The 26,781-nt window shown below is 65.3% G+C and carries 20 protein-coding genes and 6 tRNA genes; 18 read left to right on the forward strand and 8 right to left on the reverse strand.

Annotated features, from left to right (window positions below):
- Positions 1 to 69 precede the first annotated feature (69 nt).
- The 3 genes from CupriaWKF_RS05825 to phaZ are packed head-to-tail and all read left to right on the forward strand — an operon-like array spanning position 70 to position 3,095.
- Positions 70 to 1,719, forward strand: coding sequence for an alpha/beta fold hydrolase (locus tag CupriaWKF_RS05825; protein WP_276100050.1), 1,650 nt, complete (start codon positions 70 to 72; stop codon positions 1,717 to 1,719).
- Positions 1,720 to 1,766: 47 nt separating this feature from the next.
- Positions 1,767 to 2,189, forward strand: a complete 423-nt coding sequence (gene phaP / locus CupriaWKF_RS05830) for a TIGR01841 family phasin (RefSeq protein ID WP_276100051.1) — start codon at positions 1,767 to 1,769, stop codon at positions 2,187 to 2,189.
- Between the two features lie 60 nt (positions 2,190 to 2,249).
- Positions 2,250 to 3,095 carry a poly(3-hydroxyalkanoate) depolymerase gene (gene phaZ / locus CupriaWKF_RS05835; RefSeq protein ID WP_276100052.1) on the forward strand — a complete coding sequence of 282 codons (846 nt, stop codon included), beginning with the start codon at positions 2,250 to 2,252 and terminating at the stop codon, positions 3,093 to 3,095.
- Positions 3,096 to 3,115: 20 nt separating this feature from the next.
- Here the strand turns inward: phaZ and CupriaWKF_RS05840 are convergent, their stop codons facing one another.
- The 4 genes from CupriaWKF_RS05840 to CupriaWKF_RS05855 form a co-directional block, all read right to left on the reverse strand.
- Positions 3,116 to 4,693, reverse strand: coding sequence for a diguanylate cyclase (locus CupriaWKF_RS05840; RefSeq protein ID WP_276100053.1), 1,578 nt, complete (start codon positions 4,691 to 4,693; stop codon positions 3,116 to 3,118).
- 241 nt (positions 4,694 to 4,934) lie between these two features.
- The gene (locus CupriaWKF_RS05845; RefSeq protein ID WP_276100054.1) at positions 4,935 to 6,098 is read right to left on the reverse strand and encodes a porin; all 1,164 of its coding nucleotides are present in this window, start codon (positions 6,096 to 6,098) and stop codon (positions 4,935 to 4,937) included.
- Between the two features lie 197 nt (positions 6,099 to 6,295).
- Positions 6,296 to 6,865: an alpha/beta fold hydrolase gene (locus tag CupriaWKF_RS05850; protein WP_276100055.1), complete on the reverse strand. Its 570-nt coding sequence runs from the start codon at positions 6,863 to 6,865 to the stop codon at positions 6,296 to 6,298.
- A 36-nt stretch (positions 6,866 to 6,901) separates the two neighbouring features.
- Positions 6,902 to 8,224, reverse strand: a complete 1,323-nt coding sequence (locus CupriaWKF_RS05855) for an MFS transporter (RefSeq protein ID WP_276100056.1) — start codon at positions 8,222 to 8,224, stop codon at positions 6,902 to 6,904.
- 567 nt (positions 8,225 to 8,791) lie between these two features.
- On the opposite strand from CupriaWKF_RS05855, the gene CupriaWKF_RS05860 reads away from it, so the two are divergent.
- Genes CupriaWKF_RS05860 through CupriaWKF_RS05870 form a run of 3 tightly spaced genes read left to right on the forward strand, consistent with a single transcriptional unit; the run spans position 8,792 to position 11,492 of the window.
- Positions 8,792 to 10,231 carry a DUF3300 domain-containing protein gene (locus CupriaWKF_RS05860; protein ID WP_276100057.1) on the forward strand — a complete coding sequence of 480 codons (1,440 nt, stop codon included), beginning with the start codon at positions 8,792 to 8,794 and terminating at the stop codon, positions 10,229 to 10,231.
- A 14-nt stretch (positions 10,232 to 10,245) separates the two neighbouring features.
- A complete protein-coding gene (locus CupriaWKF_RS05865; protein WP_276100058.1) occupies positions 10,246 to 11,163 on the forward strand; it encodes a DUF2950 domain-containing protein in 918 nt (305 codons plus the stop codon).
- Positions 11,160 to 11,492, forward strand: a complete 333-nt coding sequence (locus CupriaWKF_RS05870; RefSeq protein WP_276100059.1) for a hypothetical protein — start codon at positions 11,160 to 11,162, stop codon at positions 11,490 to 11,492. The genes CupriaWKF_RS05865 and CupriaWKF_RS05870 overlap by 4 nt, the downstream gene beginning before the upstream one ends.
- A 200-nt stretch (positions 11,493 to 11,692) precedes the next feature.
- On the opposite strand, the gene fabI is transcribed toward CupriaWKF_RS05870, so the two are convergent.
- Positions 11,693 to 12,481, reverse strand: coding sequence for an enoyl-ACP reductase FabI (gene fabI / locus CupriaWKF_RS05875; RefSeq protein ID WP_276100060.1), 789 nt, complete (start codon positions 12,479 to 12,481; stop codon positions 11,693 to 11,695).
- 210 nt (positions 12,482 to 12,691) lie between these two features.
- Here fabI and CupriaWKF_RS05880 point away from each other — a divergent pair, with 210 nt between their 5' ends.
- The 5 genes from CupriaWKF_RS05880 to CupriaWKF_RS05900 all read left to right on the forward strand — a co-directional run bounded on the left by CupriaWKF_RS05880 (position 12,692) and on the right by CupriaWKF_RS05900 (position 19,489).
- Positions 12,692 to 14,581 carry an extracellular solute-binding protein gene (locus CupriaWKF_RS05880; RefSeq protein WP_276100061.1) on the forward strand — a complete coding sequence of 630 codons (1,890 nt, stop codon included), beginning with the start codon at positions 12,692 to 12,694 and terminating at the stop codon, positions 14,579 to 14,581.
- 16 nt (positions 14,582 to 14,597) lie between these two features.
- A complete protein-coding gene (gene yejB, locus CupriaWKF_RS05885) occupies positions 14,598 to 15,650 on the forward strand; it encodes a microcin C ABC transporter permease YejB (RefSeq protein ID WP_276100062.1) in 1,053 nt (350 codons plus the stop codon).
- Positions 15,647 to 16,771, forward strand: coding sequence for an ABC transporter permease (locus CupriaWKF_RS05890; protein ID WP_276100063.1), 1,125 nt, complete (start codon positions 15,647 to 15,649; stop codon positions 16,769 to 16,771). The genes yejB and CupriaWKF_RS05890 overlap by 4 nt, the downstream gene beginning before the upstream one ends.
- Positions 16,772 to 16,803: 32 nt before the next feature.
- Positions 16,804 to 18,438: an ABC transporter ATP-binding protein gene (locus CupriaWKF_RS05895; RefSeq protein ID WP_276100686.1), complete on the forward strand. Its 1,635-nt coding sequence runs from the start codon at positions 16,804 to 16,806 to the stop codon at positions 18,436 to 18,438.
- A gap of 364 nt (positions 18,439 to 18,802) precedes the next feature.
- On the forward strand, positions 18,803 to 19,489 hold the full coding sequence (locus CupriaWKF_RS05900; RefSeq protein WP_276100064.1) for a C40 family peptidase: 687 nt from the start codon (positions 18,803 to 18,805) through the stop codon (positions 19,487 to 19,489).
- Between the two features lie 69 nt (positions 19,490 to 19,558).
- Here the strand turns inward: CupriaWKF_RS05900 and CupriaWKF_RS05905 are convergent, their stop codons facing one another.
- Positions 19,559 to 20,494, reverse strand: a complete 936-nt coding sequence (locus tag CupriaWKF_RS05905; protein ID WP_276100065.1) for a patatin-like phospholipase family protein — start codon at positions 20,492 to 20,494, stop codon at positions 19,559 to 19,561.
- A gap of 249 nt (positions 20,495 to 20,743) precedes the next feature.
- Between CupriaWKF_RS05905 and gltX the strand changes: the two genes are divergently transcribed.
- The 7 genes from gltX (at position 20,744) to CupriaWKF_RS05940 (ending at position 23,375) form a co-directional block, all read left to right on the forward strand.
- Positions 20,744 to 22,150, forward strand: a complete 1,407-nt coding sequence (gltX, locus tag CupriaWKF_RS05910) for a glutamate--tRNA ligase (protein WP_276100066.1) — start codon at positions 20,744 to 20,746, stop codon at positions 22,148 to 22,150.
- Positions 22,151 to 22,424: 274 nt separating this feature from the next.
- A tRNA-Ala gene (locus tag CupriaWKF_RS05915) sits at positions 22,425 to 22,500 on the forward strand.
- 64 nt (positions 22,501 to 22,564) lie between these two features.
- A tRNA-Glu gene (locus CupriaWKF_RS05920) sits at positions 22,565 to 22,640 on the forward strand.
- A 67-nt stretch (positions 22,641 to 22,707) separates the two neighbouring features.
- Positions 22,708 to 22,784 (forward strand) — tRNA-Asp (locus CupriaWKF_RS05925).
- A 188-nt stretch (positions 22,785 to 22,972) separates the two neighbouring features.
- Positions 22,973 to 23,048, forward strand: a tRNA-Ala gene (locus CupriaWKF_RS05930).
- Between the two features lie 107 nt (positions 23,049 to 23,155).
- A tRNA-Glu gene (locus CupriaWKF_RS05935) sits at positions 23,156 to 23,231 on the forward strand.
- A 67-nt stretch (positions 23,232 to 23,298) separates the two neighbouring features.
- Positions 23,299 to 23,375, forward strand: a tRNA-Asp gene (locus tag CupriaWKF_RS05940).
- A gap of 60 nt (positions 23,376 to 23,435) precedes the next feature.
- On the opposite strand, the gene CupriaWKF_RS05945 is transcribed toward CupriaWKF_RS05940, so the two are convergent.
- Together CupriaWKF_RS05945 and CupriaWKF_RS05950 are read right to left on the reverse strand one after the other, a co-directional pair.
- Entirely contained in the window at positions 23,436 to 24,788 is a 1,353-nt protein-coding gene (locus tag CupriaWKF_RS05945) for an MATE family efflux transporter (RefSeq protein ID WP_276100067.1), read from the reverse strand.
- A 93-nt stretch (positions 24,789 to 24,881) separates the two neighbouring features.
- A complete protein-coding gene (locus CupriaWKF_RS05950) occupies positions 24,882 to 26,663 on the reverse strand; it encodes a glycosyltransferase family 39 protein (RefSeq protein ID WP_276100068.1) in 1,782 nt (593 codons plus the stop codon).
- Between the last annotated feature and the right edge of the window lie 118 nt (positions 26,664 to 26,781).

Raw genomic sequence — 26,781 nt, forward strand, 5'->3', positions numbered from 1 at the left:
GTGAGTACAAAAGCGCCGGCAAAGAAGGCAAGGAAGACAGCAGCAAGGGCGGCCGGTGCGGCGGCGAACATGGATCTTGCGCCGGCCGTGACGGGGCCGAACCCCTTCGTGGGCATGCGCCCCGAAGACCTCGTCAGCACCGCGCAGCAGATCGGCGCGCAGTGCGTGCAGGAACCGACGCTGCTGCTGGAGCAGCAGACCCGGCTCGCGCAAGACCTGATGGCCGTCGTGGACGGATCGGCACCCGCACCCGCCACGCGCGACCGCCGCTTCGGCGATCCCGCCTGGCAGGACAACCCGGTCTACCGCATGGCCCTGCAGGGATACCAGGCCTGGCGCGACGCGCTGACCGGCTTCGTCACCCGCTCGGTGATGGACGGGCGCAGCAAGGAGCGCGCGCAGTATTTCACCGACCTGCTGATGGATGCGGTGGCGCCGACCAACACGCTGCTGGGCAATCCCGCCGCGCTGCGCAAGACGTTCGAAACCGGCGGCCTGAACCTGGTCAGTGGCCTGGTCAACCTGCTGACCGATGCGCTGACCAACCAGGGCATGCCGACGCAGGTGGACAAGAGCGCGTTCCGCGTCGGCAAGGACCTTGCCGCGACGTCTGGCGCGGTGGTGTTCCGCAACGATGTGCTGGAGCTGATCCAGTACACGCCGACCACCGCGAAGGTGCATGCCCGGCCCCAGCTCATCGTGCCGCCGCAGGTCAACAAGTTCTATGTGTTCGACCTTGCGCCGGGCAAGAGCCTGGTCGAACACTTGCTGCGCAACGAGCTGCAGGTCTTCATGGTGAGCTGGCGCAACCCGACCGCGGCGCACCGCGACTGGAACCTCGACACCTATGTGGGGTCGCTGGTCGAAGCCATCCGCGCAATCCGCGAGATTACCGGCAGCGCCGATGTGAACCTGCATGGCGCGTGCTCCGGCGCGATGACGATGTCGGCGCTGATGGGCTACTGCGCGGCGCGCGGCGAAAAGCTGGTGCATGCAGCCACGCTGATGGTGTCCGTGTTCGGCCTCGATTCGCAATCGCAGCTGGGCCTGTTCGCCACGCCGGAGGCCATCGATGCCGCGCGGCAGGGCAGCCAGGCGCGCGGCGTGCTCGATGGCGAGGAACTGGGGCGTGTATTTGCCTGGTTGCGGCCGAACGACCTGGTGTGGAACTACTGGGTCAACAACTACCTGCTCGGCAAGGCGCCGCCGGCGTTCGACATCCTCTTCTGGAACAACGACACCACGCGCCTGCCGGCCGGCCTGCATGGCCAGCTGCTGGACATGCTGACGCTGAACCAGCTGGCGACGCCGGGCGCGCTGCGCGTCCTGGGCGAGCCGATCGACCTGGCGGCGGTGGACTGCGACAAGTACGTGGTGGCCGGCATGACCGACCACATCACGCCGTGGAAGGGCGTGTTCCGCTCCGTGCGCGCCTTTGGCGGGCAGACCGAGTTCGTGCTCAGCTCCAGCGGCCATGTACAGAGCCTGATCAACCCGCCGGGAAATGCCAAGGCGAAGTACTTCCTGAACGACGCGCAAGCGACGGATCCCGAGGCGTGGCTCGAAGGCGCCACGGCCAAGCAGGCGTCCTGGTGGGAGCACTGGGGCGAGTGGCTCAAGACGCGCTCCGGCGCGATGCGTGCCGCGCCGTCCGGCCTGGGCAGCGAGCGCCACGCACCGCTTGGCGATGCCCCCGGACGCTATGTGACCGAGGCCTGATCCCGGCCTGTCGATTTTTGCAACGCAACCTGTAAGGAGTAGTAAAGATGGAAACCACCACTGCCGCCGGCGCAACCGCCGTGCACAAGAAGCTGTTCGACTTCGTCAAGCAGAACCGCCTGGACCCGGCGGCGATCCTCGAATCGCGCCGCAAGGACATCGAGGCGATCGCCAGCGTCAACGCCACCCTGCTGGCTGGCCTGCAATCGCTGGTGCGCCAGCAGGCCGAGTTCCTGACGGACACCGCAGCCGATCTGCAATCGCTCGCGCGCCGCGGCCAGGCCGCAGACGGCGAGGCCGTGACCAAGGTCTCGGAAGTGCTGCCGCGCTCGCTGCAGAAGGCCGTGTCCGGCCTGCGCGGCCTGACCGATACTGTGTACAAGGCCCAGGCCGACAGCATCGCCACGGTGGGCAAGCGCCTGGCGGAAAACGTGGAAGAGGTGAAAGGCATCCTGCGCCCCAGGCAGTAAGCGCCAGGAAGCATGGCCGCCCCCGGCCATGCTTCGCCGCCAATCTCTCCGGGACACTCGATGACAACCAACAACGCCAGCATCGAAGCTGGAAAGATCATGCAGACCCGAACGGTAGACCTGGACGGGCAGTCACTCAGGGTCGGCATCCGGCCCGGCAGCGGCACGCATCCGCCGCTGCTCATCTTCAATGGCATTGGTGCCAACCTCGAACTCGTCGAACCGTTTGTCGACGCACTGGAGGACGTGGAAGTCATCATCTTCGACATTCCCGGCGCAGGCGGCTCGCCCGCGCCGCTGCTTCCCTATCGCTTCTCCAACCTGTGCGTGATGACCGACAAGCTGCTGTCGCGCCTCGGCTATTCGGGCCCCGTCGATACGCTCGGGGTGTCGTGGGGCGGGGCGCTCGCGCAGGAGTTCGCGCGGCTGTATCCGCGGCGCTGCCGCCGGCTGGTGCTCGCCGCCACGTCGCCCGGCGTCCTGATGGTGCCGGGCAGGCCTTCCGTGCTGTCGAAGATGATCGGCGTGCGGCGCTATTCCGATCCGCAGTACCTGAAGCGTGTGGGAGCCGATCTGTACGGCGGCGCCTTTCGCGACGACCCGTCGCTGATCGATGAGCATGGCCGCCACATGCATCCGCCGCGCGGGCGCGGCTACCTCTATCAGCTGATGGCCGCATGGGGCTGGAGCAGCCTGCCGTGGCTCGGGGCGCTGAAACAGCGCACGCTGGTGCTGCATGGCAGCGATGATCCGATCGTGCCGCTGGTGAATGCGAGGATCCTGGCAAAGTGCATTCCGAACGCCACGCTGCATGTGTTCGATAACGACGGCCATCTCTTCCTGTTGACGGCGCCGCGTGAAAGCGCGCGCGTGGTGCGGGAGTTCCTGCACGGCGGCGGGAACTGACACGGCCGCTCGCAGGCGTCTCAGGAACTCGGTATGCCGGGGGCCTGCTCCTCCTGCACGAAGCGGTCGCGGCCGGAGCGCTTGGCCTGGTACATGGCGCTGTCGGCGCGGTTCAGGAGATTGTCGATGCCTGGCATCTCGGGAACCGCGCAGACCGAGCCCAGGCTGATCGTGACGATCGGCTGGGTTGGCGTGCCGGTGTGCGGGATGCCAAGGCGGCGCACTGCCGCCACCAGCCGTTGCGCTACGGCACGCGTCTCGCGCAGGCTCGAATCGGGCAACACCACCGCAAATTCTTCGCCGCCGAGGCGCGCGCAGAACTGGCCCGGGCCCAGTTCGGCCACCAGGGCGCCCGCGACCTGGCGCAGGCATTGGTCGCCCATCGGGTGGCCGTAAAGATCGTTGAATTGCTTGAAGCGGTCGATATCGAGAATCATCAGGCCCAACGGGCTGCCCCGCGACAGCGCGCGCACCGCGGCGGCGTGGGCCTCGCGCTGGAAGTAGCGGCGGTTCGGAATGCCCGTCAGCGCGTCGACGTCCAGGTCCGCCTGGATGCGCGAAAGCTGGGCCTGGGTCTGCCCGAGACGCTGGGTCAGTGCGAGTTCGCGCTCGCGGTAGCGGCTGATATCACGCAGGAAGACGAGGGTGCCGATGCGCTTGCCGTCCATGCGCCGGACCGCTTCCGCGCGCAGTTCGAACGGCATGCCGGGCGGCACGACCGGCCCCGCGCCGCCAACCGTTTCGTGCAGCACGCCCGCCAGCGCCGCGGGCGCTGGCCGGTTCCGGGCGATCTCCGGCAGGAGCCGCGCGGACGCCGGATTGAAATCGACCACGATGCCTTCGGGGCTCAGGATCACGCAGCCTTCGCCGAGGGCGTCGAACACGCGCAGCCGCGCGTAATGGCCGATATCGCCAAGATGCGTGCGCAGCGCGCAGAACCACACCAGCACGGCCATGAGCGAGAACGTGGCGGGCGTCAGGTCGCCGCCCAGCGGGCCGGTCCAACGCAGAAGGTAGGCCACGTGCGCCGACAGCGGCAGCAGCAGGGCCCCGGCGAGGATGTTGCGGCCGCGTCGCGACAGCGCGTCGTTCGGCACTTCGGCCGTCAGCAGGAAGTACAGGCTGAGTGCCAGCAGCCCGTAGGTCCATGCGGCGGCCAGGCCGTAGCCAATACCATGCTCGAACACCGCGCCCGGCGCCACGCCAGGCGGCGACAGCGTGATGCGCGTCCAGATCCAGTGGTGGTATTCGTTGGTAAAGACCAGTGCGAGCGTCAGGACTGCCGCCAGCCATGGCAGGGAAAGGATCGACCATGGCACCACGTAGCGCGGACGGCTCAGGTGCACCATGGCCACCAGCCAGCCGATGGGCACGGCAACGATGCCGAAGTACTGGATCTTGGCCCAGAGGATGCGCCAGTCGAGCTCGGGCGAACTGACTTCGAGCAAGCGCCCGCCACTCCAGATGGCCACGCCGGCCGCCAGCGTCAGGAATGCCCGGACCGTGGGATCATCGCGCCGCGGCAGGGCGGTGAGGATCATGCCTACGGCACCTACCACGGCAATGGTCAGGCAGAGGACGAGAGGGTAAAGAGGCATGGATCTCGGCTGGCCCCGGGGGCGTCGCAGGTCGACTGGCCGGTATGGTGGCGCACATTATAGATGGGCGTTTGAGCATTTCTTCGCGTGAGGGGTGCGGTGCCGGCGAAGCAGCGGCGCCCGCCAAGCACGAAAAGCCCAACCCTTCCCCATTCCCGCAATCCGGCGGAGCCAAAAAAAAACGGCTGTGCCAGGATCGTCTCCCGACACAGCCGCAACGAGCATACGTACAGAAGTTCGCTCAGAACTTGTGGCGGACACCCAGTGCCACACCGACCATCGAGGTCTGCCCATTGGCCAGGGCGTAGCTATTGCCCGTGGCCAGGCTGGTGGCGTAGAAGTTGGATACCGAATCCATTGCCAGGCCGGCATGCTTGGAGTAAGCCGTGCTCAGGTACACATCGGTACGCTTGGAGAATGCGTAGTTGGCGATAAACGCGACCTGCCAGGGATTGGCGAGGCCGGTGTTGCCGAACTGGTTCTTGAGGTTGTCGTAGTCGTACTCAAGGGACAGTGCGACGGCCGGCGTCACCTGGTAGGCGGCGCCAATCCAGTAGAAGTCGTCGCGCTGGACCAGCACGTCCGCCGCATTCTTGTTCTGGCCCCAGCGATAACCGCCCATGACCTTGGCCGGACCGTAGGTATAGCTGGCGGCGATCACAGCCTTTTTGGCCGTACCGTTGCCGGTGCCAATGGTCGGATTCCATTGATCGTAACCGGCGGTCACGCCGAACGGGCCTGCCGAGTAGGCCAGGGCTGCGCCGTAGGCGGTGTCGCGCCGGAACTGGCCCGGGACTTCGCCATTGCCGCCGATCGGCGTGGCCACGCCAATGAAGGCAGGCAGGGCCAGGCCGGTGCCGAACGACCAGTGGGCCAGTGCCGTTACCGGGCCAAACTGGCCGGTGTACTTGACCGTGTTGTCTTCACGGAAGTTCGCGCCGGTCAGAAGGGCAGCCGGCTCGTACTGCGTGGCATAGGCACCCGGCACGAAGTTGGCGAGGGCTTCAAAGATCGAGGTGTACTGGCGACCCAGCGTGATCTGGCCGAAGGTGGCGCTCTGCGCGCCGATGTACGCCTGGCGGCCGAACAGGCGGCTGCTCTGCTGCAGCGTGCCGGAATCCAGGCTGAAGCCGTTTTCGAGCACGAACAGTGCCTTCAGCCCGTTGCCGAGATCCTCAGTGCCGCGCAGACCCCAGCGGGATCCGGAGATGCCGCCCGAATCCATGCGGTAGACGCTGTGGGCCGGCCCCGGGTTGAACTGGTTGGCAGCCTGCGGAATGGCGCCGACGTGATTGACGTATTCGAGGTTGATGTCAGCCACGCCGTACAGCGTGACGTTGGATTGCGCGAATGCGCTTCCCGAACAGGCAAGCAATGCGGCCAGGGCCGTGCTCCTGAATTTCATGGGGCAAATCTCCGTTTCTTCCTTTGGTTGTAATGCGGGTATTCCCGTCGAAATGGGTGCTGCGGGGGTGCTACGGGGGTGCTACGGGGGTGCTACGGGGGTGCTGCAGGGGTGGGTGCTCGGGGGTACTGCGAGGTACTGCGGGGGCTGGCCGGTGCGGGACCGTGCGGTCCGCTACCGGCTTCTTGTCGTAGACGTCAGCCCATGCGGAGCAGCTGGTCGATCAGCTCCGTGGCACGCGGCCACGGTCCGTAGCCGGCTGCCGGGTTGAGGTGGCCGACCTCGCCGAGATCGACAAGCTCGCTGCCCCAGTTGCTCGCCAGCTGCGCGGCGCGTTCGTACGTCGCCAGCGGGTCATTGCGGCTCGCGGCCAGGATGCTGGGGAAGGGCAAGGGCTTGCGCGGCACGGGCAGCCAGCCGTGCTCGGCCAGCGCTTCCTTTTGCGGATAGCCGGCCGGCATCGGCGTTTCGAGATCGGCCGGCGTCACCAGCAGCGCGCCGCGGATCTTGCGGTGGTGCTTTGCGGCCCAATGCACGGTGATCATCACGCCGGCGCTGTGTGCAACCAGCACCACGGGGCCGTGGATCGCCGCAAGTGCGGCGTCCAGGGCGGCCACGCGGGCGTCGCGGCTCAGCTTGTCGTGTTCCAGCGGCGCCACGGAGCGGGCGTTCGGCAGTTGCGCCTCGAGCAGTGTCTGCCAGTGCTCCGCCACGTGGTCGCGCAGACCGGGAACCAGCAGGACAGTGGTGTCGGGGGTAAGGCTCATCGGATCTCCAGAAAATCCAGTAGGTCAGTCGTTGGCTTACCCGGCGTCGCGCTGGTGTTCCAGGCGCTGCAGGTCAGCGGCGTAGTAGCGGCGGCCGGCGATGAAGCACGCTGCGGCGAGCAGGCCGGTCAGCGGAATCCACTGGAGCGCGCCGAGCAGGCCGATGCGGTCGGCGAGCACGCCGGTGACGAAGGGGCCCGGCGCCAGGCCCAGCAGGTTGTTGGCCAGCGTGAGCGTGGCGAACGCCGTGGCGTGGATGGCCGGATGGGTCAGGTTTGCCACCACGGCGCTGGCGGGGCCAGCCGTGCCGCCGACCAGCAGCATGCCGGCGCCAATCAGCGCAAGCTGGGCGGCGCCGGCCGGCAGCCGGAACGCCACGGCCAGCAGGGCGCAACAGGCAAGGCTATAGGCAATCGCCATCAGCCATTTGCGGGCGGGGCAACGGCGGGCAACCCAGTCGGTCAGCGCGCCGCACGCTACCATGCCGACGCCGGCTGCCAGGACAAAGGCAGCAGCGGTCACGCCGGCACGATCGGTCGCCATGCCGTAATAGCGCGACAGGTAGCTGGGCATCCACGCCAGCAGTGCGCCCATGACGAGCAGTTGCAGTGCGCTGCCAACGTAAGCGCAGAGGATCGATCGTGCCGAGAACAGGGCGGACAGCAGCGGGCGCAGGGCCAGGCCCTCGCGGCGGGTCTCGGTGGGCGCGTCCTCACCGAGCGCAAGGCGTTGAGCCTTCAGGCGCGGTTCGGTAATGAGGGCACGATAGATGACCACCAGCACCAGGCCGAAGATTGCCATGCCGGCAAAGGCCCAGCGCCAGCCGAACTGAGCCGACAGCGCGCCGCCGGCAGCCATGCCCAGCACCGAGCCGAACGCGCCGCCGGCGATGAAGGCGGAGCTGAGGCTGGCGCGCAGGTGGCGCGGAAATACCGACAGCACCACGGCGATGCCGACGCTGCCGTAGGCTGCTTCGCCGATGCCGACGCACAGCCGGGCGATGAACATTTCGCCGAAATTGTTGGCCAGCGCACAGCCCAGCGTGGCCAGGCTCCAGAGCGCGGCCATCAGCGTCAGGCTCCTGACGCGGCCCCAGCGGTCGGCAAGGATCGACAGCGGAAAAGTGAGCAGGCCGACCATCAGTGCGACGATGCCGCCCAGTGCCCCCAGCTCGGTGTCGGTGAGCGCCCATTCGGCCTTCAGCAACGGAAAGACTGCGTTGAGCACCTGGCGCGACATGTAGTCCGACAGCAGCAGGCCGAAGCTCAGCGCGAACACCAGCCACGGATATAGGCGCGAGGCGGTTGCGGCCTGCTTGCCGGTCAGCATGGTGGGGTGGGTGGAATGTTGTCCAAGCATGAATGTCTCTCTTCTGTAAGACTCGATCACTTGCGCCAGTGGCCGCAGAGCGTCGCCGCTGGTTGCCCGGGGGCTCGAATGGCTCCGGTCGCGACTGGCGAAGTATCGTGTATTGGCAAGTCGCGGTTTGACTATCCGGGACAACTTGTTTGCATCTCGGGACAGTCGGGGAAAACGCGTAGGGCGCGCGTAGGGCGCGGCCGGGGGGCGTCTCCAGCGTGCTCGAAGATGCATTCCGGCAGGACCGCCGAAGCAGAGAAGAGCCGCTGTTCACCCCATATTAGGCAGGCGTCCGAGGCTTGGCCGGATGCCGGAGCGGCGTTGCGATTGTGCTGATGAATCTGTTCGTCCCTCGATGCGCTTCATTACCCTCCGTGGCGCGCCGGCACGCAAACGCGGCGTGCGACTGGAACTCAAATTGGCTGGATTGGACGAGGCGGAAATTGCAAATGTGGCCATGACGCACTATCGTCGTATCGTGACCGTCACTCGTGCTGCCCGGACGGTTTGCGCGGGCACGGTTACATGCCTGCTTGATTCCGCTGACTTCAGCCGGGGAGAGTCGCCATGAATGTTTGGGGAAGGAGCCTGGTCCAAGCGGTTTGCGGCGTGCTCGTGACCAGCCTGATGTCAGGCGCAGGCACGGCCATCGCGCAACAACAGGCGCCCGCGCCTGCACCGCCGCAGGCATCCGCGCAGCCACAGGCGCCCACGTTCAAGCCCGAGGAGCTGGAGGCGCTGGTTGCGCCCATTGCGCTGTACCCGGATTCCGTGCTGTCGCAGGTGCTGATGGCGTCCACCTATCCGCTGGAAATCGTGCAGGCGGCCCGCTGGGTAAAGGCCAACCCCAAGGTCAAGGGCGATGCTGCCGTCAAGGCGGTGGCCGACCAGCCGTGGGATGTCAGCGTCAAGTCGCTGGTCGCATTCCCACAGGCGCTGGAGCCGATGAACGACAAGCTCGACTGGACCCAGAAGCTCGGCGATGCCTTCCTGGCGCAGGAATCGGACGTGCTGGCCGCGGTGCAGCGCTTGCGCGCCAAGGCGCAGCAGAATGGCAACCTGAAATCGAACGAACAGCAGCAAGTGACCGTCGAGCAGGGCACGGTATCGGGGCAGCCAGGGCAGACCATCGTCAAGATCGAGCCGGCCAATCCGGAAGTCATCTACGTGCCGTCCTACAACCCGACCGTGGTGTACGGGTCATGGGGGTATCCGGCCTATCCGCCGACGTACTGGCCGCCGTATCCGGCGTACTATCCGGGCGCCGCGCTGGCCACCGGCTTTGCCTGGGGGGTTGGCCTGGCAGCGGCGGGGGCCATCTTCGGCGGCTGCAACTGGGGTGGTGGAGACGTCAATATCAACGTCAACCGAGCCACCAATATCGACCGCAACTTCGACCGCACCAAGGTACAGAACGGCAAGTGGCAGCACGACGCCGGCCACCGCAAGGGCGTGGCCTACCGGGACAATGCCACGCGTGAGAAATTCGGCCGCAATGTGCCTGGCGCCGATCGGCGCAATGACTTCCGCGGGCGGGAGGGTGCCGGAGGCCGGCAGAGTGTCGCCGATCGCGGCGGCGTTGGCGACCGCGGTGGTGCGGGTGACCGGGGTGGCATCGGTGACCGTGGAGGCGCGGGCGATCGCGGCGGTGCCGGCAATCGTGGTGGCGATCGTGGTGGTGATCGCGCCGGCGTTTCGGACCGGGCGGGCACGGGAGATCGCGGCGGGTTCTCGGGCGGAGGCGAACGTGGCTCCGCGGCCGGTGCCGGAAACCGCGCAACGACTGCGAACCGGGGCGGAGGCGGAGGCCGCGATAGCGCGTTCCAGGGCGTCGGTAGCGGCGGTGCGTCGCAGCGCGACTTCGATCGGGGCCGCAGCAGCCTGCAGTCATCGCCAGCCAACCGTGGAGGCGGGGGATTCAGTGGCGGCGGTGGGCGTGGGGGCGGCGGCTTTAGCGGTGGTGGCGGCCGCGGGGGCGGCGCCCGTGGCGGTGGTGGCAGGCGCTGAAGGGGGGAACAGCCATGATCAAGCCACTTGTCTTTTCCGGTAAGGCGTTTGCGGCTCGGTGCCGGCAGATTGCCGTCGCGCTGGCCCTCGTCGCTGGCGGCGCAGGGTTCGCGCACGCGCAGAAGACCTTTCCTACGGCCGACGAAGCGATGGCCGCGTTTGGGTCCGCGGTCGAGAGCAGCGACGACGCCGCCATGAAGAAGATCTTCGGTGAAGGGTTCAAAAAACTGATCCCGCCTGTCGGTGCTGACATCCGCACCCGGTTCCTGACTGCCTGGGGCGCGTCGCACACGGTGCAGGCCGTGGATGACCAGCACGCTCGCATTGCCGTCGGTACGGACGGATGGACGCTGCCTGTCCCGCTGGTCAAGACCGCGCAGGGCTGGCGCTTCGACACGGCCGCCGGCCTGGAGGAAATGCGCGCGCGCCAGATCGGGCGCAACGAACTGGCCGTCATGCAGACCTTGCTGGCCATCCACGATGCGCAGGCCGAGTATGCGCAGGTCGATCACGACGGCAGCGGTGTGCTGGCATACGCTGCGAAGCTGGCCAGTTCACCTGGCAAGCAGGACGGCTTGTACTGGCCAACCAAGCCGGGCGAACGGCCGAGCCCGCTGGGCGAGGCTTTCCTGACCGCCGGCAAGCGCAGCTCCGGGGCCGAAGGCTACTACGGCTACCACTACAAGCTGCTCACGAAGCAGGGGGCGAATGCCCCGGGTGGGGCCTTCGATTATCAGGTGCGCGGCAAGCTGTTCGGCGGATTCGCCGTGATCGCCTGGCCGGTCCGCTATGGCCAGACCGGTGTGAAGACCTTCATGGTCAGCCATGCGGGCGAAGTCTTCGAGCGTGACCTGGGCACCGATACCGCGGCCAAGGCCGCGGCGACGACCTCGTTCGATCCGGGATCGGGCTGGACCAAGGTGACGCCATGAAGCGCATCCTCCTGGCGGTGCTCGCCGCCATGCTGATGGCCCTGCAGGGCGGATGCACCTACTATGGCGCGCCGGCGATGGTGCCGGCGAATTTCGATCGTTCTTTCGATGCCGCGGCTGGCGCCATGCGGGATGAAGGCGTGGCGGTCAGCGTGCAGGATCGCGCGAGTGGATCCATTGCCGGCAATTACGGCAATACGATGATCCGCGCCAGCGTGATACGGCAGGCCGACGGTTCGGTCCGGGTGCAGTTCGATTCCAGCGATTCGCGGGATCCGGGCCTGCTCGGACGTATCTCGAGCCGCTATGACCAGCGCATGGGGCGGTGAAGCACGCGTATGTGTTGCTGAGCTGCGCCAACGAAAAAGGTTCTTTCGCCGGGTTGCGGGAATGGGGGTTGGGGTTTTCATGCTTGCCAAGCGCGACCCCCCCCGTCATTACCCATTCCCCCGCAATCCAGCGAAAAACCACGAAAAAGGGGTGCCAGCAAGCGCTGGCACCCCTTCAGGGCTGATACGCGGGCAGCTGCTTACGAGGCGTCGGGCGGCATGGCGCCGACAATATTGAAGCCGGCATCGACATAAGTGATTTCGCCAGTCACGCCACTGGCAAGGTCCGACAGCAGGAACGCCGCGACATTGCCGACTTCCTCGATGGTCACGTTGCGCCGCAGCGGGGCCGAAGCCTCGAAGGCGTTGAGCAGCTTGCCGAAGTCCTTGATGCCGGACGCGGCCAGCGTCTTGATCGGGCCCGCCGAAATGCCGTTGGCACGGATGCCGCGCGGACCGACCGAGGCCGCCAGGTAGCGCACGCTGGCTTCCAGCGCGGCCTTGGCCAGGCCCATGGTGTTGTAGTTGGGAACCACGCGCTCGGCGCCGAGATAGGTCAGCGTCAGCAGCGAGGCCTTGTCCGACAGCATCGGCAGCGCGGCCTTGGCCAGTGCCGGGAAGCTATAGGCGGAGATGTCATGGGCGATGCGGAAGCCTTCGCGCGACAGGCCTTCCAGGAAGTCGCCGGCAATGGCTTCACGCGGGGCGAAGCCGATCGAGTGCACCAGGCCGTCGAGCTTTTCCCAGCGCTGGCCCAGGCCGGCGAAGGTGGCGGCGATCTGCTCATCGCTGCCGACGTCGCATTCGAAGACCAGGTCGGTGCCGAATTCCTTGGCAAAGTCGCTGATCCGGTCCTTGAACCGTTCACCGACGTAGGTGAAGGCGAGTTCGGCGCCTTCGCGTTTGCAGGCCGATGCGATGCCATAGGCGATCGAACGGTTCGATAGCAAGCCGGTGATGAGGATCCGCTTACCTGCCAGAAATCCCATAAATTCTCCAAGGTGTTATATCGGGCACGCTGCCTGGGTCGGCCCCGCAGCCGCGGGCATGCCCCTGGTGTCCGACGGCCGCTTTATTGCGCCGTGTAGAGGGAATGTCCGGATGGCTGGAGCCTACCCGGACGCATGTAAAATTGTCTCACAACTTGGCCCGGCCGCAGAACGCCGGACCCCAGAGTCATATTGGAGGAATCCAGCGGGATGCCTATTCAAGCACGTTGGCCGCTTCAGGCGGCATGGCAGTGCTTCCGTCGAGACACGGTACTGCGGGTTGGGCTGGCGCTGGCGCTCGCCGCGGGAATTCCCGCAACGGCGAACGCGGAGCATGGCTTTGCCCTGCACGGGGACCTCAAGTACCCGGCCGATTTCAAGCATTTCGATTATGTCAATCCGGACGCTCCGGTCGGCGGCACGCTGACGCTTGCCAACCCCGACCGCCGCACGAGTTTCGACAAATTCAATCCGTTTACGCTGAAGGGCACCGCCGCCCCGGGACTGAATGCCCTGATGTTCGAGTCGCTGCTGATCAGCAGCGCCGACGAGACCGCCAGTTCATACGGCCTGCTGGCAGACGATGTCACGGTGGCGCCGGATGAGCTGTCGGTCGTCTTCCATATCCGTCCCGAGGCGCGCTTCTCCAACGGGGACCCGGTGCTGGCCTCGGACGTGAAGTATTCCTACGACATGCTGATGAGCAAGGCGTCCAGCCCGGGCTACCGCAGCATGTGCACGGACGTGAAGTCCGTGGTGGTCACGGGCGAGCGCAGCGTGCGCTTCGATTTCAAGCAGCGCAACCGCGAATTGCCGCTGATCGTCGGATCGCTGCCGGTGTTCTCGAAGAAGTGGACCCAGACCGTCCCGTTCGAGAAGCTGACCTTCGAGGAGCCAGTCACCAGCGGCCCGTACATCATCGATCGTTATGACGCTGGCCGCGGCATCATCTTCAAGCGTGACCCCAACTACTGGGGCAAGAAGCTGGCGGTGCGGCGCGGCACCTTCAACTTCGAGCGCGTGGTGTACCGGCTTTACAAGGACGAAACCGCCAAGCTCGAAGCCTTCAAGGCCGGCGAGTTCGACGCGATCGTCGAGTACCGGGCCAAGAACTGGGCCAAGAGCTACCAGGGCACCCGCTTCAGCAAGGGCGAACTGATCAAGACGGAGTTCCCGCACCGCAACGGCGCGGGCATGCAGGGCTTCGTCATGAACATGCGCAAGCCGATCTTCAAGGACGTGCGGGTCAGGCAGGCGCTGATCCTCGCGCTGGATTTCGAATGGCTCAACCGCCAGCTCTTCTACGGCGCCTACAAGCGGCTGGACAGCTGGTTCTCCAACAGCGAACTGGCGGCCAGCGCCACCTTTGACGGCAGGCCCGGGCCGGGCGAACTGAAGCTGCTGGAGCCGATGCAGGCAAAACTGCCGTCGGAGGTCTTTGGTCCCGATGTCGTGCAGCCAACCACCAATCCGCCGCGCTCGCTCCGGGACAATCTGCGCGAAGCGCGCCGCCTGCTGGCGCAGGCCGGCTGGACATACACGGATGACGCCCTGCGCAACGCCAAGGGCGAGCCGATGGTGTTCGAGTTCCTCGATGATGGCGGCGCCATGAGCCGGGTGATCACGACCTATGTCCGCAACCTCGAGAAGCTTGGCATCCAGGTGAACCAGCGCACCACCGACTACGCCCTGTACCAGAAGCGGCTAGAGGACTTCGACTTCGACATGGTGTCGATCCGATTCCCCGACTCGCAGAGCCCCGGCAACGAACTGCGCGACCGGTTCTCGAGCGAGGCGGCGGACACGCCGGGATCGGACAACCTGTTCGGGCTGAAGTCGCCGCAGGTCGACCAGCTCGTGGACAATGTCCTGCACGCCAATACGCGTGAAGAACTCGTCACAGCCGGCCGTGCCCTGGACCGGGTGCTGATGCATGGCTATTACATCGTGCCAAACTGGTACAGTGCGTCGCATCGGGTGGCTTACCGCAAGGAACTGAGTTTCCCCAAGGATCGGCTGCCTTACTACTACACGGCCGAAGGCTGGATTCTGAGCAACTGGTGGCGCACGGATACTGTCGCGCGTTCCGCGGCTCGGTGAGGAAAGGGGACAGCCGATGCTTGCCTACCTGTTCAAGCGCATCCTGCTGATGATCCCGACGCTGATCGGGGTCATCACGTTGACCTTCGTTGTCATCCAGTTCGTGCCGGGCGGGCCCGTCGAGCAGATGATGCTGGAACTCAAGGGGCGCGGCGGCGGCAGCGCCGAAGCCAGCGGCGGCGGTGCCGAGTACCGCGGCCGGCGCGGCGTGGATCCTGAGAAGATCAAGGAAATCCAGGCCCTGTATGGCTTCGACAAGCCGCCCATCGAGCGTTACTTCCTGATGCTCAAGCGCTTTGCGCGGTTTGACCTCGGCCAGAGCTACTTCCAGCACCGCAGCGTGTGGGAGCTGGTGAAATCCAAGCTGCCGGTTTCGGTGAGCATCGGGCTGTGGACCTTTTTCCTGACCTATCTGATATCGGTGCCGCTGGGCATTTCCAAGGCCATCCGCGCCGGCAGCCGGTTCGATGTGGTCACCAGCATGATCGTGCTGGTGGGCTACGCCATTCCGGGCTTCGTGCTTGGCGTGCTGCTGCTGGTGCTGTTCGGCGGCGGCACGTTCGTGCAGTGGTTCCCGCTGCGCGGACTGACCTCCGACAATTGGGACCAGCTTTCGCTGATGGGCAAGGTCACGGACTATCTGTGGCACCTGGTCCTGCCGATCACCGCATCGGTGGTGGGCAGCTTTGCCGTGGTGACCATGCTGACCAAGAACGCATTCCTGGACGAGATCCGCCGGCAGTACGTGCTGACCGCCCGGGCCAAGGGTCTGGCCGAGCGCCGCGTGCTCTGGAAGCACGTGTTCCGCAATGCGCTGATCCCGCTGGTCACCGGGTTCCCGGCCGCGTTCATCGGCGCATTCTTCACCGGCTCGCTGCTGATCGAAACGCTGTTCTCGCTCGACGGGCTCGGCCTGCTGTCCTATGAGGCCGTGCTGCGGCGCGACTATCCGGTGGTGCTGGGGACGCTCTACCTGTTCACCCTGATCGGCCTGGTCACCCGGCTGATTTCCGACGTCTGCTACGTGCTGGTCGACCCCCGCATCCATTTCGAGGCCCTGCACCGATGAAATCACACTCGCAAGCGGTGCCGAACGGCTTGCCGCATTCGCCGTCTCCGCGCCAGCGGGCCTGGCAGCGTTTCCGGCGCAATCGCCTGGGCTACTGGAGCCTGATCCTGTTCGTCGCGATCTTTGTGCTGAGCCTGTGCGCGGAAGTCCTGTCGAGCAACCGCCCGCTGGTGGTGCGCTACAAGGGCGAGTGGTATTTCCCGATCGTCAAGGTCTATCCTGAAACTACGTTCGACGGCGATTTCGCCACGCCGGCGGACTACCTGGATCCCTATATCCGCGACCGCATCACGTCGAATGGCAATCTGGCGGTGTTCCCGCTGAACCGCTATTCGTACGACTCGCTCAACTACTTCGCCAAGGAGCCCAACCCAGCGCCGCCGTCCGCCGACAACTGGCTGGGTACCGATGACCGTGGGCGCGACATCCTGGCGCGCCTGCTCTATGGCTTCCGCGTGTCGGTGCTGTTCGGGCTGGCGCTGACGCTGATCGGCGTGCTGATCGGCACCCTGACCGGTGCGCTGATGGGATTCTTCGGCGGGCGCTTCGACCTGTTCTCGCAGCGGGCCATCGAAATCTGGAGTTCCATGCCGGAGCTGTACCTGCTGATCATCTTCGCGTCGATCTTCGAGCCCAGCCTGGCGCTGCTGATCATCCTGCTGTCGCTGTTCGGCTGGATGGGGTTGTCGGACTACGTGCGCGCGGAGTTCTACCGCAACCGCTCGCTTGACTACGTCAAGGCGGCGCGGGCGCTGGGGCTGTCCAACGTGCAGATCATGTGGCGCCATATCCTGCCCAACAGCCTGACGCCGGTGATCACCTTCCTGCCGTTCCGCATGAGCGCGTCGATCCTGGCGCTGACCAGCCTGGACTTCCTCGGCCTGGGCGTGCCGCCCACCACGCCGAGCCTTGGCGAACTGCTGGCGCAGGGCAAGGGCAACCTGGACGCGTGGTGGATCTCGCTGTCGACCTTCGCCGTGCTGGTGGTGACCTTGCTGCTGCTGACCTTCATGGGCGACGCGCTGCGCGATGCGTTCGACACGCGGCTGGGCCTGGCCGCGCTGCGTGGCCGCGTGGCGCCCAAGGTGCCGGCCGGTGCGCCTGCGGGGGCAACGCCATGAACGTGGTGCCCAAGCTCCGCGAAGCGGAGGCCATGCCGGCCAGTCCGTCGCCATCCCCGTCGCCGGGCGGCACGCTGATCTGCGTGGACAAGCTCTCGGTCACGTTCGGCCATGGCGACGAGGCCACGCGGGCCGTGCGCGAGGTCAGCTTCGACCTGCGTGCCGGAGAGCGCTATGCGCTGGTGGGCGAGTCGGGGTCTGGCAAGACCGTTACCGCGCTGGCCATGCTGCGCCTGGTGGAGGATGCCCACTACCATGGCGCGATCCGCTTCGAGGGCCGCAACCTGCTCGACGTGTCGGACCGGGAGATGCGGGCCATCCGTGGCGCGGAGATCGCCATGATCTTCCAGGAGCCCATGACCGCGCTCAATCCGCTCTACACGATCGGCAACCAGATCGTCGAGACGCTGGCGCTGCATGAGGGGCTCGACCGGCGCGCGGCGCGCGAACGCGCCATTGCCCTGCTGGAGCGCACCGGTATCAGCGACGCCGCGCATCGCTTCGACAGTTTCCCGCACCAGCTTTCCGGCGGGCAACGCCAGCGGGCCATGATCGCCATGGCACTGGCCTGCCGCCCGAAGCTGCTGCTGGCCGACGAGCCGACCACGGCGCTGGATGTCACCATCCGGGCGCAGATCATGGACCTGCTGCGCGACCTGCAGACCGAATTCGGCATGGCGGTGATGCTGATCACCCATGACCTGAACCTGGTGCGCTCGTTTGCCCAGCGGGTCGGGGTGATGGAGAAGGGGGTGATGGTCGAGACGGGCGAGACCGCGCAGGTGTTCGCCTCGCCCCAGCATCCGTACACCCGCAAGCTGATCGACAGCCGCCCGCGCCGCGAGGTGCTGCCGCTGGTGCCGCTGGCGCCGACGCTGCTGGAGGCGCGCGGGCTTTGCGTCAACTACTCGCGCAAGCGCAAGGGCATGGCGGGCTGGTTCGGCAAGGACCAGTTCGCGGCGGTCAAGGACGTCGATTTCCAGCTGCGCGAGGGCGAGACCATCGGCATCGTCGGGGAGTCGGGGTCGGGCAAGACCACGCTGGCCCATGCCGTGCTGGCGCTGCAGGGCAAGAGCGCGGGCACGATCCATTTTCTCGGACGCAGCTTTGACGGCGCTACGCGCAAGGACCGCTGCGAGATGCGGTCGCGCATGCAGGTGGTATTCCAGGACCCGTTCGGCTCGCTGTCGCCGCGCATGACGATCGAGCAGATCGTCGGCGAGGGGCTGGGGCTGCACCAGCCGGGCCTGTCCCGCGACGCCACGCGCCAGCAGGTCATCGATGCGCTGCGCGAAGTCGGGCTCGACCGGACCGCGCTGGGCCGCTACCCGCATGAATTCTCGGGCGGACAGCGCCAGCGCATCGCCATCGCCCGGGTACTGATCCTCAAGCCGCAGGTGCTGGTACTTGACGAGCCCACTTCGGCGCTCGATGTCTCGATCCAGCAGCAGGTGCTGGGGCTCCTCTCCCAGCTGCAGCACAAGTACAACCTTAGCTACCTGTTTATCAGCCACGACCTCGCGGTGATTCGTGCCATGGCGCACCGGGTCATCGTCATGAAGGCGGGAGAGGTGGTGGAGGCTGGCGAAACCGAGGCGGTTCTCGGCGCACCGCAACATCCGTATACGCGCAAGCTGATGGCTGCTGCCCAGATTGGTGCGGCTTGAGATCATTGCCATGCAGCAATCACACCGCCTTCGGGCGGTGTCATGCCTCTGTCATGCCGCTGTCATGCGGAAAACGACAATCCAGATGCGATAACTGAGGTAGGTCTTTGATTGGAAAGCACTTTCCGTCAAATTTGTAACGAACTTTGACAGAAGGGTGGCAAGCCTATACCATCCCGCGAGGACTATTTTTCGGGTGGCCGCTCGTCCGCTTTGGGACGGGCAATGCACGGTTTGTGTGCCTTTTTGACTGGCGCGGTTCTTGCACTCGGTCATCCCCGCAATGATTCAGGCATCACCATCCACCCGGGCGTTATTCGTCCGGCGTGATGGCGATGATTCGAACGATTCATCAGGAGAACCAATGCAGCGATCGGTACTTCATTCCCTGGCACGCGTTGCCGCCGGGATTGCCATTGCCTGCGGTGCGACTGTGTCGAATGGAGTGCTGGCGGATACGGTTTTCAAGGACCCCGATGCCCGCATCGATGCTTCGGCCCAACTGGGCGCGGAGACGCATGTGGAAGGCAAGCGCGGCTTGCTGTCGTCGGTCGTGAATTCCACCAGCAACGTCGCCAGCAAGGCTGGCGACCTGGTCATGAACGCGCTTGGCCTGATTGGCGTGCGTTACCGCTTCGGCGGCAACAGCCCGGAATCCGGCCTGGACTGCAGCGGCTTTGTCCGCTACGTGTTCCATGACACTTTCGGCTTCATGCTGCCGCGCCGTTCTGTCGAGATCAGCCAGGTCGGCACCAATGTGGCCGTCAATGACCTGCGCCCGGGTGATCTGGTGTTCTTCAACACCATGCGTCAGACCTTCTCGCACGTGGGCATCTATATCGGCGACAACAAGTTCGTCCACGCGCCGTCCACGGGCAGCAAGATCCGCGTCGACGACATGCGCGCCGCGTACTGGGTGACGCGCTACAACGGCGCCCGCCGTATCGAGGACGGCCAGTCTTCGAATCGCGGCGACAGCCTTGGGAACATGGTCGAGACGCTCAAGCGATTCGACCCGAACGCCAGCACGCGCACGCTGTACGGCGGCTGAAACATGCCTGCCGGGCAATAAGAAAAGGACTGCCTCGGCAGTCCTTTTTTGCTTGTCGGGGTTTGCCGGCTATTGAGCGGCCACGGTGCCTGCCGGCCGCAATCGGGCTTGCTCCAGCCGCTGGCGCAACGTGGCCATCATCGCGACAGCGGCCTGTTCGCCGGCCAGCACCGCGCGGTTGCGTGCATTGAAGTCGCTGCTGCCCATGTCGGGCAGTTCGGGGCGGATCACCACGTCCGCGCGTGCCAGGGCCATCTTGTTGATCGACTGGCCCATGATCGTAGTCGTCTGGAGGAGCACGCCGCTCTGGCCGCTATTTTTCTGGCTGGACGGGTCCGCAGAGATATTGACGGCGATGACGAAGTCCGCGCCCATGCTGCGCGCCGAATCCACGGGTACTGGCTCGACCAGTCCGCCGTCCACATAGTCCCGCCCCTGGATGGAGACCGGCTGGAACACGCCCGGCACGCTGCTGGACGCACGCACTGCCTGTCCGGTATTGCCGCGCCGGAACAGGACGCGCTCGCCGGTCTTGAGGTCGGTAGCGACGATGCCAAGCGGCAGTTTCATGGCCTCGATCGGGCGGTTCGATACCAGGCGGTTCACATAGTTCTGCAGCGCCTCGCCCTTGAGCCAGCCGCCAAACCGGGTGCCGAAGGGCAGGGCCCAGTCGGCGATGGCTGCCTCGTCCATGCTCAGCGCGAGCTTGTTGAGTTCGAAGCCACTCATGCCGGTGGCATAGAGAGCGGCGACCACCGCGCCGGCGCTGGTGCCGGTAACTAGGTCAGGGTGGATGCCCTGGGCTTCGAGCGCCTTGATCACGCCGATGTGGGCGAAGCCGCGCGCGGCGCCGCCGCCGAGCGCCAGGCCGATCCTGATCGGGCGCGTTGCCGGCTGCGTGGCCACCGGGTTTGCCGGAGTCGGTGGTGTGGATGGGCGCGGGCCAAACGAGCAGGCCGAAAGCAGGGCGGCTGCCGAGGCGCCGAGGAAATGACGTCGTTGCATGAATCAGGTTGCAGAGGCAGGCGGAGGCCGGAATGTGACTTGGGCGGCGCGACAACGGTACTTTTCCCGTGCCGACCGTTCCTGTGACCCGGCGAAGCATAAATGATTCCGTTCGGGCGGGTCGGCAAATGCCGGGCCGGAGGGGACGGCCGGCGGGCAGGGCGGCCGGCCGTGCTTGCTATAATGCAGCACCGACATATTCCAGCCTGCGCGCGTCCGCGCGGGCTTTTTTGTTTGTTCCCGACCGCCATGACCCAACGCGTCCGCACCCGCTTTGCGCCGAGCCCGACCGGCTTCATCCACCTCGGCAATATCCGATCCGCGCTTTATCCGTGGGCGTTTGCCCGCCGCATGAAGGGCGATTTCGTGCTGCGCATCGAAGATACCGATGTCGAGCGCTCTTCGCAGGAAGCCGTCGACGTAATCCTCGAAGGCATGGCGTGGCTCGGCCTGGATATCGACGAAGGCCCGTTCTACCAGATGCAGCGCATGGACCGCTACCGCGAGGTCCTGGCCCAGATGGTCGACTCCGGGCTGGCCTACCCGTGCTACATGAGCACGGAAGAACTGGACGCCTTGCGTGAGGCCCAGCGCGAGCGTGGCGAGAAGCCGCGCTACAACGGCTTCTGGCGCCCGGAACCGGGCAAGGTCCTGCCGCCACCGCCGGCGGGCGTGAAGCCTGTGCTGCGTTTTCGCAATCCGCTCGATGGCAGCGTCGTGTGGGACGACGCGGTGAAGGGCCGCATCGAGATCTCCAACGAAGAGCTGGACGATCTCGTCATTGCGCGCCCGGACGGCACGCCGACCTACAACTTCTGCGTGGTGGTGGACGACCTCGACATGAAGATCACGCACGTGATCCGTGGCGACGATCATGTCAACAATACGCCGCGGCAGATCAATATCATCCGCGCGCTCGGCGGCACGCAGCCGGTCTACGCCCACCTGCCGACGGTGCTCAACGAGAACGGCGAGAAGATGAGCAAGCGCCACGGCGCCATGAGCGTCACCGGCTATCGCGACGAAGGCTATCTGCCCGAGGCGGTGGTGAACTATCTAGCCCGTCTGGGCTGGGCACATGGCGACGCGGAGATCTTCAGCCGCGAGCAGTTCGTCGAGTGGTTTGACCTCGAGCACCTGGGCAAGTCGCCGGCGCAGTACAACCCGGAAAAGCTCGCCTGGCTGAACAATCACTACATCAAGGTCGGCGACAACGCGCGCCTGGCTGAACTGACCCGCCCGTTTATCGAGGCGCTCGGCGGCAAGGTCGAGGGCGCGGACCTGGCCGGGGTGATTGCCCTGGTCAAGGACCGGGCCAACACGCTCAAGGAAGTCGCGCAGACGGCGCTGCTTTTCTATCGTGGCGAGCCGCAAGCGGATGCCGCACTGAAGGCCGAGCACCTGACGCCTGAAATCCAGCCGGCGCTGAAGGCACTGGTGGCCCAGTTGGGTGCACTGCCCGAATGGAAGCGGGAAGCCATCAGCGCCACATTCAAGGCGGTGCTGGCGGAGTTCGGTCTGAAGATGCCCAAGCTCGCCATGCCGGTGCGCCTGCTGGTTGCCGGCCAGCTCCAGACGCCCAGCATTGACGCTGTGCTGGAGCTGTTTGGCCGCGAGACCGTGCTGCGCCGGCTTGCCGCTGGCCTGAGCGCGTAAAAAAAGTTGCGAAAATTCCTGGCGGGGACTTGCGCTCCTGCCAGGACTTCGCCATAATCTCGTTCTCCCTGCAGCGCGGTCAGCAAGCAAGACAAGCGGGCAATCTGAAAAGAATCTTGTGGCCGCCAGGCAAAAATCTGCGAAAGCAGGGCAAGACGAAAAACAGATTGGGGGCTTGCAAAAAATCGAGGTTGATATATAATCTCGGCTTCGCTTGAAACGGTGAATTAACCGGAGCTGCGAATAAGCAGGCAGTAGTAAATGGTAGCGCCAAGGGGCTATAGCTCAGCTGGGAGAGCGCTTGCATGGCATGCAAGAGGTCAGCGGTTCGATCCCGCTTAGCTCCACCAAAATACCGGAATTATCCGCGGTTCGGGATGGTTCCAGACGGAACGTGTTGAAAGACAAGTTTCTGTCCCCTTCGTCTAGAGGCCTAGGACATCACCCTTTCACGGTGAGTACAGGGGTTCGAATCCCCTAGGGGACGCCATAACATCGGGCGTAATCAAATGCCTGAATTGCTGCGTCGAACGAAGTTCGGGGTGGCAGCCGACTAAGGAGTGGTAGTTCAGTCGGTTAGAATACCGGCCTGTCACGCCGGGGGTCGCGGGTTCGAGTCCCGTCCACTCCGCCAAAACTAAACCCACATGGTTAATGCCATGTGGGTTTTTTCTTATAAGTGAGAGGATTATCTGATAATCGCCGCGGCAGAAAATAAATGTTGCGGTTTATATCAAGGCTGTATATAATCCTTTTATTCGCTGAGGCAGTGCAGTAATGCTGATGCGGAGAATAGCAGTATTGTTGTAAATGCCGTAATACGGGGCTATAGCTCAGCTGGGAGAGCGCTTGCATGGCATGCAAGAGGTCAGCGGTTCGATCCCGCTTAGCTCCACCAGAATTCAGGATGCATCGTAGTTAAAAGATGCTTCCAAAGCGAAGAAAAGTCTGTTAGAATGCTGGACTTCTCAACGCGAGACGGAACGTGTTGAAAGACAAGTTTCTGTCCCCTTCGTCTAGAGGCCTAGGACATCACCCTTTCACGGTGAGTACAGGGGTTCGAATCCCCTAGGGGACGCCATAACATCGGGCGTAATCAAATGCCTGAATTGCTGCGTCGAGCGAAGTTCGAGGTGGCAGCCGACTAAGGAGTGGTAGTTCAGTCGGTTAGAATACCGGCCTGTCACGCCGGGGGTCGCGGGTTCGAGTCCCGTCCACTCCGCCAAAACTAAACCCGCATGGTTAATCCCATGTGGGTTTTTTCTTTTGCGCTTGAGATTAGTCGTCAATGCCCACGCGCAGCGCTGATACGGGTGAAATAGCGCACCAGCAGGAATCCGGCGACGGCCAGGCTCGCGCTATTGGCGATCCAGAAACCGGCGGCGCCGCGCGTGAATGCGGGCAGCCCCCCGATCAGGCCAAAGCCCAGCACATAGCCGCCGCCAATGCCAATCCCCCACAGTGAACCGGCGTAGATCAGCGTCGGGATCAACGCGATCTTGTAGGCGCGCAGGATAAACGCGGTCATTACCTGGATGGCATCAAAGGCCTGGTAGAAGGCGACGAACAGTACCAGCGGCAACGCGGCGGCCACGACGTTGGCATCGTTGGTGTAAGCGTGCAGCACGGGCTCCCGCAGCAGCCATAGCAGGCAGTCGGTCAGCATGGCAAGGGAGGCTGCCAGGCAGATACCGCGCCATGCGAGCCGGCTGGCGCCATCCATGTCGCGCGCGCCGATCGACTGTGCCACGAGTGTCGACGTGGCAATGGCCAGCGATAGCGGCAGCATATAGGCCACGGCACCGAGGTTGGCAATGATCTGGTGCCCGGCAAGGGTGACCGTGCCCATGCGCGTGATGAAGATCGACATCAGTGTGAAGGACGTGATCTCGATCAGGTAGGTGAGCCCCATCGGCACGCCTAGCCGGAGCATTGCGCGCAACTGTGCCGGTACAGGCCAGCTCCAGGCGGAAAAAATCTTCAGGGGTTGATAGATCGCGCTATGGCGAAGGATCAGCAGGCCGGCAATGCACCAGCCCCAGCTGATCAGCGTCGACGCCAGCGCGCATCCCGGTCCGCCCATGGCGGGCATGCCAAGGCCTCCGTTGATGAACCAGGCGTTGAGCGGCACCTTCAGTGCCAGGCCGACGATCTGCAGCACCGTCACCATGACCGGGCGCGATAGCGCGTTATTGAGCGCGGAATAGATGCGAAAGCCAAGCGCCGCGGGCAGGCCGAATGCGCCGATATGCAAATACTGGCTGGCCTTGTCGACCAGTTCCGGCGGCGCCTTGGCAAAGGCGAGCAGCGGTTCCGGAAACATGAGAAGGAGCACGCCGGGAACGGACAACGCCAGTCCGAGCCAGGCGGCTTGCCTGACCTCGCTGCCGATCTGTTCGCTGCGGCCTGCGCCGTAGAGTTGCCCCGCGATCGGCGCAAGGGCCTGCAGCACGCCCATCAGGCTGATGTAGATCGTCACATAGATCGAACCGCCGAGCCCGACCGCGGCAAGGTCGCTCGCGGAGGCGCGCCCGGCCATGATCGTGTCCATGACGCCAAACGTGATGACGGCGAGCTGGCCGACCAGGACCGGCGCGGCAAGATGGGCGATACGCCGCAGATCGTGAAGCAGGTTCATGCCGTTTTTCGCGCAGGCGCTTCGATGCGCCTGAGAGTCAGCCGGCAGCGGCGGCGCGGCCGCCAGCCATGCCGCCGGCGGGAGGATTGAGGGTTACTGGGGCAGGCGGTGCCGAGGCAGTTCGGGCCGTGCGTGCGTGGCGCGCGAGGTATCGACCAGGCGATACATGCGGAAGCGCTCGTCACGGTCGGCGGGCCGGCGGCCTTCCCAGATCAGACGCCATTCGAAGTGCGAGATCTTGCTGGGTTCGCCGTAGTCGGCGCTGTCGTGCCGCAGCAGGATGTCGCAATCGTCTTCCGGGCCGCCGAAGCGGAAATGGCCAAAGTAGGCGAATGATGCAAGCTGGGCATTGCCCATGCGAATCGGTTGCACGCACTGGTACGTGGGCGGCAGCGCCATGGCGGCGGCCTCGACGACGTCGCGGTAGGTCTTGCCGTAGTTGATCGACGGCAGCCACAGCGTCATGGCTATGACCCACATCAGCGTGGTGCCGGCGGCGGAGATCACTACCGGGCGCCAGATCTGCTTGGGCGCCCGCGACAGCCGCCAGCGTACGACCAGCACCCAGGCCACTGTGACCAGCAAGGCGAAGATGACCGAGGAAAGCTTGAAGTGGTGCTGGAAGCCGGGCAATTGCCGGAAGACGTTGCTCGCGATGCGCGGCGGCCATCCCGTGGTCTTGGCGACCCACAGGAACCACACCGTGCCGCCGAAAATGGTGAAGAAGAGCAGCGCGAACCAGTCGATTGCGTTGATCACGCCGCGCGCGAGCGTAGGCAGTGCGAACGCGCCGAGCATCGCCATCGGCGGCAGCAGCAGGATGAACTGCGCATCGCTGGCATTGGTCTGCAGGAACAGCAGCACCAGTGTCGGCAGCAGCAGCGCCAGCGGCAGCGCGACATGCGGGGCGCGGCGCATGCCGGCCCACGCTACCCAGGCCCAGGCCGCGATTGGCCAGACCGGCCATGCGTACAGGAACAGGTTGCGCATATTGAAGCCGAACGTCTGCATGTTCGGCGCGCCGTAGCTGCGACGGTCATAGCGGGCCCACTCGCGGATGAACGTCACGGCCTCGCTCCGGTCCGGGGTGCCGAAATACGCGGCGGCGAGCCATGCCGCGACAATCAGCAGGGCCAGCGGCACGCCGATAGCCGCCAGACGCCGCCAGGGCAGCGGGGCGCAGACGGCTGCGCAGATCACCGCGGCAACCAGCAAGGCAAGGGGCAGGATCGGCCCGCTCGCCAGGGTCAGCGCGCCCAGGCCGAGCCCGAACACCAGGCTGCCATGTATGGGCTTGTCGAGGCTACGCACCAGTCCGTAAAGGATCATGGCAATCAGCGCGACCTGGCCGACCTGCGCGGTCGTCTCATGGCCGCGGACCGCCAGCCCCACGCAGGCCAGGAACACCAGCAGGGCGCCGTCAGCCAGCGTGCGGCCATAGTCGCGCGCGCTGGGCTGGCCGCCAAAGGCATAGGCGAACGGCTGGACCTCGTCTCGGCGCCCGAGCAGGTAGGTGGTGTACCAGATAAAAGCGCAGGTACCGAAGAAGCACAGCGCCGTAGCCAGGCGCGACGCATCGGGAGCGCCAAGCCAATTGCCGAACAGGCGAATCATGGCCGCGCCGATCCAGAAGACCAGCGGACCATCGTCGGTGAACGGGCGCCCGGCGATGTTGGGCATCAGCCAGTCATGCGCGCCGCCCGTCGCCAGTTGCCACATCACGCCGAAACCGGCCGCATCCTCGTTCTTCCACGGGTCGCGGTGGAACAGGCCGGTCAGCCCGTAGATGATGCAGATCGCCAGCAGCAGGGCGCGCGGCAACGCGCCCGTTGCGGCGGCGGTCAACTGAACGGGAGAAGTCTTGGCTTCACGCATCGGCGGATCGGTTCGGCAGCGCGGGACGGGCCCGGCAGCGGCAAGCGAGTGACGGCGCCAGGGCCGGAACGGTGGGAAGGCACAAATGCAAAGAGGCAGCCGCTGCTGCCTCTTTGCG

Origin of the sequence: Cupriavidus sp. WKF15 (assembly GCF_029278605.1) — a bacterium.
In the GTDB taxonomy this organism is placed as follows: domain Bacteria; phylum Pseudomonadota; class Gammaproteobacteria; order Burkholderiales; family Burkholderiaceae; genus Cupriavidus.